Genomic DNA, 14,767 nt, shown 5'->3' with positions numbered 1-14,767 from the left:
TATAATTAAAAAAAAACTGTAAACTCCTTTATCAACACCACTAAATAACAGTAAAGTAACGCGCTTTAATTATAAATATACTATATATCTTTCTTCTCTAAGGAGTCTGGCGTGATTAGCGTTTTCGACATGTTTAAGGTGGGTATCGGCCCATCCAGCTCTCATACTGTTGGCCCTATGAAAGCAGGAAAACAATTTGTCGATGATCTTGTAAACCAGGGGCTGATGTCCTCTATCACGCGTGTAGCTGTTGACGTATACGGCTCACTTTCATTAACCGGGAAAGGTCATCATACGGATATCGCCATTATCATGGGGTTGGCCGGTAATATGCCCGCTACTGTTGATATTGATTCAATCCCTGGTTTTATTCGTGATGTTGAGCAAACTCAACGTTTGCCGCTGGCAAATGGTTTACATGAAGTCGATTTTCCTCGTGACGGAGGTATGAATTTCCGTAGCGATAACCTTTCATTGCATGAAAATGGTATGCAGATTCATGCAATTGCAGGTGACAAAAAAGTTTACAGCAAAACTTACTACTCCATCGGTGGTGGTTTTATTATTGATGAAGAACATTTCGGTAAGCCATCTCAGGATACCAAACCTGTGTCTTACCCATTCAGCTCTGCTGCTGATCTGCTGATGAATTGCAGCAAAACAGGGTTATCTATTTCTGGCTTGATGATGAAAAATGAGCTGGATTTGCATAGCAAAGAAGAAATTGCTGAATACTTTGCAGATGTATGGGACACCATGCAGGCCTGTATTGAACGAGGTTTGAATACAGAAGGCGTTTTACCTGGCCCTCTGCGTGTACCTCGTCGTGCAGCCGCTCTGCACCGTATGCTGACATCATCAAATAAACTGTCTAATGACCCAATGAATGTCGTTGATTTAGTCAACATGTTCGCTTTGGCAGTCAATGAAGAAAATGCCGCTGGTGGGCGTGTTGTGACCGCACCAACCAATGGTGCATGCGGGATCGTGCCGGCAGTACTGGCTTATTACAACCATTGTATCGAGCCTGTTACTCCTGAGCTGTACACGCGCTACTTCCTGGCATCAGGTGCAATCGGCATTCTGTATAAGATGAATGCTTCCATTTCTGGAGCCGAAGTCGGCTGTCAGGGAGAGGTGGGAGTTGCCTGTTCAATGGCAGCGGCAGGTCTCGCAGAATTACTTGGAGCAAGTCCTGAACAAGTTTGCATCGCAGCCGAAATAGGCATGGAGCATAACCTTGGTTTGACTTGTGACCCTGTTGCCGGACAGGTACAGGTTCCATGTATTGAACGTAATGCCATTGCTTCAGTTAAAGCGATCAATGCCGCTCGTATGGCATTGCGCCGCACCAGCGAACCACGGGTTTCACTTGATAAAGTTATTGAAACCATGTACGAAACGGGTAAGGACATGAACGCGAAATACCGTGAAACATCACGTGGTGGTTTGGCAATAAAAGTACAGTGTGACTAATCAAACCTGCAACTTAATTAATATGTTCATAAGTTAAACTGTCACCTATTTTAGGTAAAATCTTACTTATCTGAAAAAATCCCCGCTATACAGTAGGGATTTTTTTTGGCTGAAACGGATCAATTAAGTACATTTTTTCTTCTTTCCAGTCTAAGGTATCAAAATTTTTTATCTAAAAATTAATAAAATGCTACCGGAAATAGTTTCAAAAATCATAAAAACAAAAATTTAAAGGAAAATAAGTTACTAATTTATGATGAGTAGAATAAAAATCTTATTTTAACCTCTCAAAATAGTCCATCTTGAATTTTCTGACTGATAGCAATTTTCTTAAATGCTTCCAATGATAATCTAATGATATATTTTCTTATGTAACGAAATATAAACCATGAGAAATGAAATACTTGAGATGGATCCTCGATAAAACACGATGTTTGTAACTATCATATTCGTTAATAGCTGTCATCATTATTAATCGATATACCCTATGGATTTCAAATCTGCATCTTGAAAGCAGCGGGTATAGTGCAACATATTGGAAATATTGAGTATGAGCTTGCAATAAATCCGAGTTCAATTGTTACAAAAAGGGGAAAACAAGTGAGTATAGCCATTATGATTGGCACACACGGGGCTGCGGCTGAGCAACTGCTTCACACCACAGAGATGTTGATTGGGGAACAAGAAAACGTTTCTTATATTGACTTTGTGCCCGGTGAAAATGCCGATACGTTATTCGAAAAATACAATAAGAAGCTGGAGTTACTTGATACAACACAGGGGGTCTTATTTTTTGTCGATACTTGGGGCGGCAGTCCATTTAATGCGGCGAACCGTATCGTAATGGACAAAGAAAACTACGAAATCATCACTGGCGTAAACATACCAATGCTGGTTGAAGCCTTTATGTGCCGTGATGATGATCCATCAATGGAAGAACTGGTTTCCGTTGCATTGGAAACAGGGAAAGAAGGTATTCGAGCCCTTAAAACAGAGCCAGCCAAAGAAGCTGATAAACCTGAACCAACCCAACCTGCAACTCCCATGACTTCCCAGACTACTGCACCTGTTGCTGGTGGTCACATGAAAATTGCCCTTGCTCGCATTGACGATCGTCTTATTCATGGTCAGGTTGCAACTCGCTGGACAAAAGAGACTAACGTTAAACGTATCATTGTAGTCAGTGATGAAGTAGCACAAGATACTGTACGCTCTACGTTATTAAAGCAGGTTGCACCTCCCGGTGTCAGTGCACATGTGGTCGATATTGCCAAGTATATCCGTGTTTACAATAACCCTAAATATGCCGGTGAGCGCGTTATGCTGTTGTTCACCAACCCTACTGATGTACTACGTATTGTAGAAGGCGGTGTTGCACTGGAATCTGTTAATATTGGCGGCATGGCTTTCAAACAAGGTAAAACCCAAATCAACAATGCTATCTCTGTTGATGCAACAGATATTAACGCTTTCGAAAAGCTGAATTCTCGCGGTATCGAGCTTGAGGCACGCAAAGTTGCCAGCGATGCACGCTTAAATATGATGGATTTGCTCAAAAAAGCTTAAAAAAACAAAAACAGATATTTTTTTATTAACCATTACTCAATAACGAAATTCTTACCAAATTACATTTGGTTACAGGAGAAAACAATGGAAATTACCGTTGTTCAACTTTTATTGATATTCATCGTCGCCTGTATTGCGGGTATGGGTTCCATTCTTGATGAATTTCAATTCCACCGTCCATTAGTTGCTTGTACATTGATTGGTTTAGTGCTTGGTGATATGAAAACCGGCATTATCATCGGCGGTACACTGGAAATGATCGCCCTGGGCTGGATGAACATCGGTGCAGCGGTTGCTCCTGATGCAGCTCTGGCATCCATCATTTCAACCATTCTGGTTATCGCCGGCAGGCAAGATGTTGGCGCAGGTATCGCGCTGGCGATTCCACTGGCTGCTGCGGGTCAGGTTCTTACCATTATCGTCCGTACTATGACTGTCGGTTTCCAACACGCAGCGGATAAGGCTGCTGAAAATGGCAACCTACGCACTATCACTATCATTCACATTACTGCTTTAATACTGCAAGCAATGCGTATTGCTTTGCCTGCACTGGTTGTTGCATTGTCTGTCGGAACCTCTGAAGTTCAGAGCATGCTGAACGCTATTCCAGAAGTTGTCACCACTGGCCTCAATATTGCTGGCGGTATGATCGTCGTTGTTGGTTATGCAATGGTGATTAACATGATGCGTGCCGGCTACCTGATGCCATTCTTTTATCTCGGTTTTGTGGCCGCTGTATATGTCCAGAATCTCGTTATACTCGGTGTCGTTGGCGCTGTTCTGGCCATCCTGTATATCCAACTCAGCCCTAAATACAACCAATCACAAGCCACTGCTCCGGCTGGCAATACCCCAAATAACCTTGATAACGAATTAGATTAAGAGGATAAACAATATGTCAGATACAGCAAACATGGGGCAGAAAAAACTGACACAAAGCGATATCCGTGGTGTCTTCCTACGCTCTAATTTATTACAGGGTTCATGGAACTTCGAACGTATGCAGGCATTGGGTTTCTGTTTCTCAATGGTCCCTGCCATTCGTCGTCTCTATCCCGAAAATACCGAAGAACGCAAACTGGCTATCAAACGCCATCTTGAGTTTTTCAATACGCATCCTTATGTCGCTGCTCCTATTCTGGGCGTTACAATGGCGATGGAAGAACAACGGGCCAACGGAGCTAATATTGATGATGGTGCAATCAACGGTATTAAAGTTGGTTTAATGGGACCCTTGGCAGGTGTAGGTGACCCTATTTTCTGGGGAACTGTCCGTCCTGTTTTTGCAGCACTTGGAGCAGGAATTGCTATGAGTGGCAGCTTGCTTGGCCCTATTCTGTTTTTCTTTTTGTTCAACCTGGTGCGTTTATTGACCCGCTACTACGGTGTTGCCTATGGCTATAAAAAAGGAATGGATATCGTTAAAGATATGGGTGGCGGTTTCCTGCAAAAGATGACAGAAGGAGCGTCAATCCTGGGGCTATTCGTGATGGGAGCTTTGGTTAATAGCTGGACGAAAGTCAATATTCCATTTGTTATTTCCAAAGTACCTGATCCCGTCACAGGAGTGGTGAAGGTAACAACGGTCCAAACTATTCTTGACCAGTTGCTACCCGGTATAGCCCCGCTATTGCTGACCTTTGGCTGCATGTGGCTATTACGGAAAAAAGTAAACCCTCTATGGATCATTGTTGGGTTCTTCGTAATCGGCATCATCGGTTATCATTTCGGTTTTCTGGGCTTAGTTAAATAGTTTTGTTAGAAAGTTGATTTATTAAAAATATGGGGAGGAAATTTCCTCCCCCATTTATAAAAACAAGAGCTATGAGTTAGAAAATCAGAGGTAACAATGAGCCTGAATGACATCGTATTGATGATTTCAATTGTATTAATGCTCGCTTTTGCTGTGTATGATGAAATTATCATCAACTATCTCAAAGGCAAGACTCTGTTAAACATAAAATTAAAAAGAAAACATCGAATTGATGCTTTAATATTTATCGTCTTAATTACTATCATTATTTACAATAACGTGATAGCGCAAGGTTCTCCACTAACGACTTATCTATTATCTTTTGTCATCTTAGTGACAATATATCTTGGTTATATTCGTTCACCTAAACTCATATTTAAAGAAAAAGGCTTTTATTATTCCAACCGATTCTTTAATTATGATCAGATTAAGGCAATGAACTTGTCTGAAGATGGTATTTTAATGATAGATTTTGAGTCAAATAAAATATATATTGCCGTAACAAAACCAGATGACTTAGAAAAAATTTATCAATTTCTGCTAAATAACAAATAATCCTTCCCTGGTTCATATTAATCTTGAATAAGGCTGCAACATTATATCAGCCTTATTTTCCACCCAAGAAGTTAATGATAACTATTATCAATTCCTTATTTGACATATATAGTAAAATATTTTTGCCTTTTATGCCAATTATGATATTGTCCACACCAGTCATTGGGGAGTAGCCTGTTCCAGAAGACTTCTGGAAAATTCGTATCAACATACTCGTTTGCATAAAACGTGGTACGAATGCCAAATCGGTTGGCAAGACCATAGACACATAACGTCACCATTGGTTGGGGGTGATTTATGTGTATGTGGAATCACCCAACCGAGGTTATTTTAATGAATCTCTATACGACTCTTACTCTCGCATTAGCGCTATCTATGGATGCCTTCGCTGCTACCGTAAGTAAAGGAGCAGCTCTCCATCGCCCACATCTGCGTGAAGCAATCCGCACTGGTCTTATTTTTGGTTTGATTGAAGCCTGTACTCCTTTAATCGGCTGGTCTCTGGGGCTTTATGCCAGCCAATATATTATGGAATGGGATCATTGGGTAGCATTCTCATTATTGTTTATCCTTGGTTGTCGGATGATTGTCGAAAGTTTCAAACGTGAGCCGGAAACCGCGGTTAAATCCACTACCCCCCGTTGTTATAGTTCATTAACATTAATATTTACTGCCATTGCAACCAGTCTGGATGCGATGGCAATTGGTGTTGGTCTCGCCTTCTTACAGGTAAATATATTACATACTGCAATGGCGATCGGAATGGTGACAATGATTATGGCTACTCTGGGAATGTTAATCGGACGCTATATCGGGCCATTATTAGGTAATCGTGCAGAACTTATTGGTGGACTGGTATTAATTGCTATTGGTTTCAATATATTATTTGAGCATCTAAAATTATTTATGTATGCCTGATAATATTAATATTCTCCGCGGAATAGATATTTTCCAGATATCTATTCCGGCTCCAGTTTTATAAATATCTTTCCATAATAAAATCTGAGAACTCCTCGCGACGCGAGGAGTAAGAAAATGTCCAACAAATTAAATACGACGGTAAACTTTCAACATAAAATCAACTTCACAATTAAATGACTGCTTAGCAATCAAATTGTTTTTGATCTCTTCAGAGGTCCGCCAGGCAAACGGCGTCATCTGTAATAAATTACAGGATTGCTCACCATCCAATTGCATTTCATACGCCAGAGTTTCCGCCGAAATCAATTCGAAACCTCCCAGTTGTTCAGTATTCTCAGGATGCAGATGAACTTCCTGATAAATTAATTCTTTCAATTGATATAAATGACGCGGGCCAGGTGTAACAGTCAGGACAACTCCTTCTGATTTTACTACTCTGGATAATTCCGCTGCTTTGCAGGGAGCATAAATTCGCAAAATCCCATCAAGGGAGCTATCCGCAAACGGCAATCGATGGCTGGATGCCACACAAAAGCTGACATCCGGGTAACGTTTAGCACCATAACGAACGGCGATTTTCGCCACATCCAAGCCATACACTGTAATACGCTGTTTAAGGTTCAACGCCTTTTGTACCGATGCAGTGTAATAACCTTCTCCGCAACCAATATCCAGCAATGCCTCAGCCTGTTCAGGTAAAAAACGATCAAATAATTCAATGACTTTTTGTTGTAGTGTCTGATAATAACCTGCTTGTAAAAACGCCCTTCTCGCCTGCATCATCTCAGCACTATCACCCGGTTCTTTTGAACGTTTATGCTGAACTGGTAGCAAGTTAACATAACCTTCTTTTGCACAATCAAACTGATGATTCTTTTCACAGCGCCATTGGTGATAAGAAAACAGCAGTGGCAAATGACATAACGGGCATTGATAAGACATAACATTCCGATGGGATAAAAGACAGAACAAAAACCTACTATACCATGTTTCGTTTAGCATGTTTTTATAAAACCGGGGTGATATCAAATTGACTGCTAACCATCTAAAACCCATTATATCCTTCACCATAAATTAACATTTGATTGTGCGGATAAAGATATGTCATTTAAAGATCTGGAAACTAAACGCCTTTTGTTAAAGAAATTGGCTTATGATGATGCTTCTCAAATTCAACAAAAATTTCCTCACTGGGACATCGTAAAATATTTAGACAGTAACGCCGTACCCTGGCCATATCCTGATAATGGCGGTGAAGATTTTGTCAATAACATTGCCATGCCAGCAATACAAGATCAAAAAGCCTATATCTGGTCGCTCAGAATTAAAACCCGTCCTGATGAACTGATCGGTCTCATTGGGTTATACAAAAAACATGATAGCAATCGCGGTTTTTGGCTTTCTCTTGAATATCAAGGAAATGGGTTAATGCGTGAAGCATGTGAAAGAGTTACGAGTTATTGGTTTAACGAATTAGGGCAAACTGTACTCAGAGTAACCAAAGCCAAAGTTAATGACAACTCAAGAAAGATTTCATTAGCTGAAGGAATGAAGGTAATTAAAACAGAGAGAAAAGAATACGTATCGGGTAAATACGATTGTGAAATATGGGAATTAACCAGAGAAGATTGGTGTAACCGACAGAGATCACACCTCAGTGAGAGCAGCTAACTCTGCTCCCTTTACTGAGGAAACTGGATATATTATTTAACTGTATTAGTGTGATTTAACGCAGAAATACCGCTTGCAGTTTAATGACTGAGACGGTATCTCAGCTCTGCTTAATTTGATAAAAACTTTTATTGTGTCTCAGGCACTTTTAAGTTCCCTTCTTAAGATTTGTGCAACTGGCCAATGAGATTGACCAGTTACTTAACACTACGCCCTGAAGCCTTTTTCATCAACTTCAGTTCTATCGCATACTGCGGTAGACGAAACGGCTGACATCAGGGTTTAATGCCGTCAGTTTGGCCATTTTTCCAGTAAGTGAATTATCTTCATCTTCAGCGTCGGTGCTTTCAAGCCTCATATGGCGCTTAGCCGCCTGTCAATACTGACAATGCCTATACTGGTGTCTGATGCCTGATGAAACAGCACGATATCTTGGCCACTGAGCCATAGTGACAGGTTGGCTATGCCGGCGGTATCAGAAAACCGGATGACTGAACCCTGACCCCGATCATCTATCGTGATATGCCGATAGTGAGTCAGCGCTTCGGCGGGGGAAAGCCAGTAATACGGTTTTTCTGAACGTCCGGTGATGGCCAGCCGATCGGTGCCCGCCAGTTGTGGCAGCAGGATTGTTCCATCCGGAGAAACCTGACCTACCTGCAATACCAGCCTCTCCGGCGTTCGGTTAACAAAACGGTAATTCCCCACCAGGGTGGACTTTTCTTCGCTGACTTGCCACAAATCTCCGGTAATCTGGTCATGGACATAACTGGCCTCCTGCCCGGCGACCTGCCCCAGGTAATGCAGAACATGATCCGGATTAAGTGTGCTGGAACGAAGCGTTTTCCCTTCCTTCGGCAGATACCACGCAGGATAACCATGCTCAGAAAACAGTCTAACGGCTTGCGATAATTCAGCCTCATTCTTGCGCTTGAGCTCCACAATGGCTGAGGTAATTTCACTGTCTGGTTGCCCCTGCACATGCCAGGCAATCAGCACCGGGCGGTCTGTCATCTTGGCGTCGGCTGACAGCAGCAAGACCGCGCCGTCCAGGGTTTCCAGCCGGAGTGTATTGCCCTGACGAACCGCACTGCGGTATCGATAGCTGGCCTGGTGCCAGAGTTCCGCTGCGGCAGGTTCCCCAGAGAGCACCCGCTTTTCACTCACCTTAAGGTCAGTTTCCGCCGACAGTGGCTGGCGATATAACTGATGGTTGTCGGTGTCAAAAATCCATGCCTGCCTGCCATTTTCCGCTTTCGCTAAACCAAGATAGGCCAGAGTGTGTTCTGTATTGAGACCAACTCTGCCCTGCACCACCAGCTCTTCCTTACTGTCATACCAGGCACTGACGGGTTTTCCGTCTCTGTCCTGCAACCCCAACAGCAGCAGGGTGCTTAACTGATCTGGAGTATCCCGCACCAGCTGACTCAGTGCGGCTGTCAGGCCCTTCTGGTGAGGTTGCAGCAACCAGTCTGCCGTCACCCCGATCAGACGGATACTGCCCTGATCATCTGCCCGCCACAGCACTCCACTGCTGGAAAGTACAACCAACTGGTTGTTCGCTATGGATACGGATCTGATATCATCAACCGCCACCTTGCTGGCCGGGGTGCCGGACAGACCACTATCCTGCTGAAAATAAAGACTATGTCTCTGATGGCTGTAAAAATAATAACCCGGTTTATCACCGGCTGTGGTGAAAACAAGGGTGAAATCTGCCGTCAGGGCCAGCAGATCCAGAGCCGGATTTTTCTTTTTCAGCTTATCCAAAATACCGGCATCCTCCTGATCCGGATTTATCCGGTTCATTCTGACCACATTTTGCAGCTGTCTTCCATCAGTCTGTAACCAGTAATGTCTGTCCACACCCGCTACTCGCCCAGAAAAGCTGATCACTTCCGCCGGACTGCCTTTAACCTGACGTTCCGGCGCGCAGAGATCGCCGCTGAACCACTGACTCGCCGCCAGTGGTGCCAGCAGGCCATTAAACTCACCGTCACTGGAACCAAGGGGGACAGGCAGCGAGATTTTTTCACTGACTTTATCCAGGCCCGCCAGTATGGCCGTATTCCCGTCAACTGCCACCAGTTTCAGTGCTTCCTCTGCCACCTGATACGTATACGAGATACGACTTTCATCCCGCTGCTGTTCCACCACGAACCAGAGCTGGTCATTGCTTTGCATCACGTGGCTGCTGATTTTTTCCTGATCACTTCCCGGAAACTTTATCGGCAGGTACTGCCGCAGAACTTCGCCACTGACAATGTCCACTTGCCAGAGCGTGGCATCCCGGTAAAGCCATGCCTTATTACCGTCAACTTTCGCCAGCTCTGCATAGTTGAGAAAATCTGCTGCGTCAGGGACGTTGGTGTAAATCATACGATCGCGACCGGTCTCATAGAATGCACGGCCGACTGGACGGCTTTGCGGCGAGTGCCGGTAGTGTTCCACCACTATATATGGCCTGTTGTGATGCTCAGAATTGCTTAACCGCCTGAGATGATCATGCAACCCTTGCAGGCTGTTAAACCGCTCAGCATTTGTTTCGATCTCTGTTATCTGCCACTGATGCTCTTTGTTCTGCTGAACAGAAAATACCCCTGCATTATTTATCAGGGAAATATTATCCGACGCTTCAGGCAGGGTTATCTTTATACTGCCGAGCAGTAGTTGGTTATCTTTTTTGCTGAGACTGGGGTTAACATCAGAGCCGATATGACGGGCATCCAGTATCCAGTGAGTATCGGAATTATTTCCCTGTAAGGACAGAGAGGCACCCTCCTGCAAGCTGATACGGTATTTGCCCTTCCCGCCGGTCAGCTGATAGGACAAGCGACCGTGAACATCCTTCGGCAACGGCGGGATGACAATATCCCGGTCTTCATCGTTCAGAATGACGTCAACCGGCGTCTTAACAAACTCCGGCGTTATACGGCGTACCACGCGCTCAGAGGGAAAAGCATAAAAATCAAAGTCGAATCGTCCGTCTTCTTCCAGTCGTCGCAGAACGTCAAATCCCCGGTCGTTGCGGGTAGTGACGAAGGGCAGGATCATATATTCGTAATTAATATAGGACTTCATGGTAACGGGCAGGATCAGTATGTCGCTGCTTCTGGGATGGAAGCTGAAGCTGACCTGCGCCTGTTTGTAACCGATACCTTCACGGATATTAATTGCCTGCTTTTTATCAGTATTAGCCGCCCGGCCGGGCCACCAGAAAAAGTAATTACTCCGGCCTGAGCCTACTGAGTAAGTTGGGTCGTTACGATAGAGATACTGGCTGTCAAAAGTCAGATTACCGTGGCGCAAATCGAGCTGACGGATCACTGCGCCGGGGATTGGCTCCATCACCGTATAACGGCTGCCATCTGCTGCCTCTTTTTCCGTCTGCCGGTATCCCCCCTGCTGATAAGCGGCGTCCAGATCGGCAAAATAATTGCCTACTGCCTTTACATCATCGGCTACCCTGCCGAACGCCTCGGCCAGGGCTGTAAAACCAATCCCTAAACCCGCCAGTGGCACCGCTAGCGAGGAGGCAGAACCTGCAATAATGGGGGCACCGAGGGCACTGGCACCAATACCCACGCCAGTTGTCACCAGACCAGCACTGTCAAACGCCAGCTGAGTACCATAAACAGCCTTCTGGGATTCATTCTGCGCATGCGCCAGTTCTATGCTGTCCAGTACCACACTGGTGATATTTAACCCCGCCCCGACACCTGTGCTGATATGGGACAGCGATGAAAACAGGCTGCTGGTCACTCCCCGGCCTTCACTGGCCACCGCCTTGTACAAACTGACGAGTTTCGCACTGTCCTCCAGCGCACCATGAGCCATCTGAGTCAGGTTAACATAAGTGTGCACTCGCAGTGCGGTCTCTAACGTATTGGGCATCGTATTGTGCACCTTATCATTCGCTACGGTGGTGCGGTTTCTATCGGCAAACCAGGGGATCAGCGTCTTAATGATAAAGGCGGAATTCAGCCCGTGCACAGCTTCTGCTTCGGGGATACCTGTGCGCCGGGTGTGCTTCCCTTCAGTATACTCGTAGTTTTTTCTGACAACCTTGAGATCGTTATCATAAGAATGGATAAAATCGATAATACGCCGGTCATCCGTCGTGAATGTCCGGGGCGGAAGCTCAGAGCGTGCTGTATTAATAAACTGTAAAGAATAACTTCCTGGCTGGGACTTATCTTCCCTGAAGCTACCCAGTACTGGCAGCCATTCTTCTGCGGACAGTGCGTTTTTACTGTACAGCTGCTCCGTGGCCTGCTGAAAATCCTCTGCACGGTTAAGCATCGCCAGCAACCGGATGTCAATCTGCACATTGTCTGAAACCGGAGCCGTTTTGTTTCCCAGTGGTGGGTTAACCATCCCCCCTGAAGGGACTGATTTAGCTGGCGTTACTTCTACTGTCCATACCTCATGCTTCTGATTAAAAACAAACGTGGCTTTATTACCGTCTTCCGTGGGTTGTTTCCGTCCGTCAGGGCTGACTGTAACTGGCGTGGCATAAGCCTTAACAGAATACGGACGAATACGCTGGTCAAGCGACTGAGCAAACTTTAGCGCATAGCTTTCCTGCTGGCCTTCACCAGCCAGTGAACAGCTCACCATACTGATATGTTCAGGGGGCGTTTTAACGCCGGAGTCTGTGCAGAACTGGCTGAGTTGTGACGCCAGGGCTTCCGGAGTGCGTTTGGCCAGCGTCTGGTGACTAAGCTTAGTCTCACCATCGCGGCTATGACCAACCAGCTGCCAGCGGATTTTTTCTTTATCCTCCAGAATAGTCAGGTCACCATGAACCACCCGGTATTGACCCTGTGCATCCAGCTGCACCAGCACCGAATCAGGGTGTTTTCCTGCCAATTTTGCCGCTGCCTCCATGACTATCGGGTCGTTTTCAAGCTGAATAATCAGCTGACCATCAAAGCGGGACTTTCTCTCCTCATGGTAAGCCTCAACCACAGGCTTTTCCCAGTCACTGACAGGTTTTTCATCGAACGGAGCAATGCCTGCTGGTTCCTTCTTATCCAGCAGCGCAGGCATTGGACCAAAGCGAGTAAAACGCGGTGAATGGAACTTTTCAGCCTCTGGCAAGCCCTGATTGATGATCGGCAAGACTCGCTCCATCACCCCGTCATACAGTTCACCCTGTAACGCCTTCTCTCTGCCTGCATCGCGGTACTGGTCGAACATCTGTAACATGTCCTTGCCGATACTGCCCGCGCCCTCCGGTTCGTAACGCGCAGCGACATAGAAGGTTTCAAAGAACGAGTGATAGCCGTTACGGATCATGAAGGCCGCATTGGCCATCTGAAACTGCCAGTACTGCTTGACGCTCAACGTGTGACCGAATAATTCCGGCAAGACGTTACTGACGGTTTGGGTGGTCCCGGAAATCCCGCCCACAAACGGGGTATCCAGGTCATTCATGTAGCGCGTAGCTTCATTTTCAGGGTCGGGACGGAACTGGTTGTAACTGCGATATTTATCTTCCTTGATCCGGTACGAGCCATCGGCATATGCCAGCTCCGGGTGGGTATTGAGGATAAGATACGGGTCTGGCTGATTCAGTCGGTTATTGATTATGACCTTATTCTCACCGCTTTGCGGCACCAGCTCAGCATGGGGATTAACCGGCACCGCTGCCTTGGAAAAGCTATCCGCTATCGGGCGCAGGGCATGGAACAACGCCTGCTTGCGCAAGCTCCGGCCCTCATTGCCCGACAGCAGCGCCTCGGCTGTCTGGTACAATTGCACATCGTTAATCTCCAGGCCCTCCGGGCCGCGCAATAACAAGGTGAACAGCTTGCTGTCCAGTGACCGCTCCACCGCAACCTGATCGAAGACATATACTCTCGGGTTGTTTGGATGCTGCGCCGCGTTTTCACTGGCGACCCGTTCGGTTTCCGCGTCGATAGCCTGCTCACGCCATTGCTCGTACAGCGGTGCCAGTAGCAATTTGGCCTGGGCAATGTCACTCTGCACATAGCCACCTTGCAGGATCTTGTTCACATCATAATCTCTTGCCAAGTTTGTCGCCAGACCGAACAACAGCGAGTCGTTATCGTGGCTCTGCCAGACCGTCTCGGCGAAGGCCCGTTCCCACAGTACCTTGTTCAGGTTGTTGCCCTTGATATCGCGCATGCTGTCACGGGGGTACTCTGGCATTAACACTCCTGCGGGGGTGATGTGGTTACGTTCGAGCAAACGCGTCAGCTGTTGCTCAAATCTAGCGTATTCGGGGCTTTCTTTAAATTTACTATACTTGATATCACCGTTACGCAGTTTTCCCAGTGTCTCGAAAAAGGCGTCGTTGTGTCTATACAGCCCGTCGATCTGCGTCTTGCTCAAGTGACTGCTGCTGACCTTGTCACCCTCGACAGTCATCATCACAAAAGGTGTCGCGGAACGGTAGCCGTAGTTCTCAGGCATTTCCAACAGATACTGGCGCTCGGTAAAACCGACAGAGCGTTCAAGTTCATGGATATTGACAAACAAACCGTCACGATCCGGGTGATAATTGTTCTGGCGAAACCCTTCAACGCCGATAGTCTGGAAGCTGGTGATATCCGCGTTTTGATTGATCAGCTCGCTCAAGGCGCTAGCCAGTGGGACTACGCGGGTGATGGTGGTATTCGGCGCCTGGCCGGAGACCTGGATCCCAATCTGGTTCGGAACCTTGCGATCAACGTTGGTCAACAGCAGCTTGTGACCGTTACCGAGCAACTGCGCCTTGAAGCCTTCTCGCAAGGAGTGTTCCGACACCAGATGGTTGGCGAAGTACTGCTCGACGAACCCGGTTTTGACCAGCACTGA

At 46.1% G+C, this 14,767-nt stretch carries 10 protein-coding genes and 1 riboswitch; of the genes, 8 read left to right on the top strand and 2 right to left on the bottom strand.

Annotated elements, in window-relative coordinates; all coding sequences use genetic code 11:
- Positions 1 to 111 precede the first annotated feature (111 nt).
- From BDD26_RS13425 to mntP, 6 genes are all read left to right on the top strand, one after another.
- Entirely contained in the window at positions 112 to 1,476 is a 1,365-nt protein-coding gene (locus tag BDD26_RS13425; protein WP_115826805.1) for an L-serine ammonia-lyase, read from the top strand.
- Positions 1,477 to 2,076: 600 nt separating this feature from the next.
- Entirely contained in the window at positions 2,077 to 3,042 is a 966-nt protein-coding gene (gene manX / locus BDD26_RS13420) for a PTS mannose transporter subunit IIAB (RefSeq protein WP_115826804.1), read from the top strand.
- An 84-nt stretch (positions 3,043 to 3,126) separates the two neighbouring features.
- Positions 3,127 to 3,924, top strand: coding sequence for a PTS mannose/fructose/sorbose transporter subunit IIC (locus BDD26_RS13415; protein WP_038264918.1), 798 nt, complete (start codon positions 3,127 to 3,129; stop codon positions 3,922 to 3,924).
- Positions 3,925 to 3,937: 13 nt separating this feature from the next.
- The gene (locus BDD26_RS13410) at positions 3,938 to 4,795 is read left to right on the top strand and encodes a PTS mannose transporter subunit IID (RefSeq protein ID WP_038264911.1); all 858 of its coding nucleotides are present in this window, start codon (positions 3,938 to 3,940) and stop codon (positions 4,793 to 4,795) included.
- A 96-nt stretch (positions 4,796 to 4,891) separates the two neighbouring features.
- Positions 4,892 to 5,350, top strand: coding sequence for a DUF986 family protein (locus BDD26_RS13405; protein WP_115826803.1), 459 nt, complete (start codon positions 4,892 to 4,894; stop codon positions 5,348 to 5,350).
- A gap of 152 nt (positions 5,351 to 5,502) precedes the next feature.
- A riboswitch (yybP-ykoY riboswitch) is annotated at positions 5,503 to 5,677 on the top strand.
- 6 nt (positions 5,678 to 5,683) lie between these two features.
- Positions 5,684 to 6,268 carry a manganese efflux pump MntP gene (mntP, locus tag BDD26_RS13395; RefSeq protein ID WP_115827563.1) on the top strand — a complete coding sequence of 195 codons (585 nt, stop codon included), beginning with the start codon at positions 5,684 to 5,686 and terminating at the stop codon, positions 6,266 to 6,268.
- A gap of 129 nt (positions 6,269 to 6,397) precedes the next feature.
- On the opposite strand, the gene rlmA is transcribed toward mntP, so the two are convergent.
- A complete protein-coding gene (rlmA, locus tag BDD26_RS13390) occupies positions 6,398 to 7,213 on the bottom strand; it encodes a 23S rRNA (guanine(745)-N(1))-methyltransferase (protein WP_115826801.1) in 816 nt (271 codons plus the stop codon).
- Positions 7,214 to 7,372: 159 nt separating this feature from the next.
- Here rlmA and BDD26_RS13385 point away from each other — a divergent pair, with 159 nt between their 5' ends.
- Positions 7,373 to 7,942 (top strand): GNAT family N-acetyltransferase, encoded by a 570-nt coding sequence (locus tag BDD26_RS13385; protein ID WP_115826800.1) that lies wholly within the window; start codon positions 7,373 to 7,375, stop codon positions 7,940 to 7,942.
- A gap of 354 nt (positions 7,943 to 8,296) precedes the next feature.
- On the opposite strand, the gene BDD26_RS13380 is transcribed toward BDD26_RS13385, so the two are convergent.
- Positions 8,297 to 14,302, bottom strand: coding sequence for a TcdA/TcdB pore-forming domain-containing protein (locus BDD26_RS13380; RefSeq protein WP_244922739.1), 6,006 nt, complete (start codon positions 14,300 to 14,302; stop codon positions 8,297 to 8,299).
- On the opposite strand from BDD26_RS13380, the gene BDD26_RS20260 reads away from it, so the two are divergent.
- Entirely contained in the window at positions 14,267 to 14,767 is a 501-nt protein-coding gene (locus BDD26_RS20260) for a hypothetical protein (protein WP_244922738.1), read from the top strand. The genes BDD26_RS13380 and BDD26_RS20260 overlap by 36 nt on opposite strands.

The organism is Xenorhabdus cabanillasii, assembly GCF_003386665.1.
GTDB classification, from domain to species: Bacteria; Pseudomonadota; Gammaproteobacteria; order Enterobacterales; family Enterobacteriaceae; genus Xenorhabdus; species Xenorhabdus cabanillasii.
This window is presented reverse-complemented; position numbering and strand designations above follow the sequence as displayed.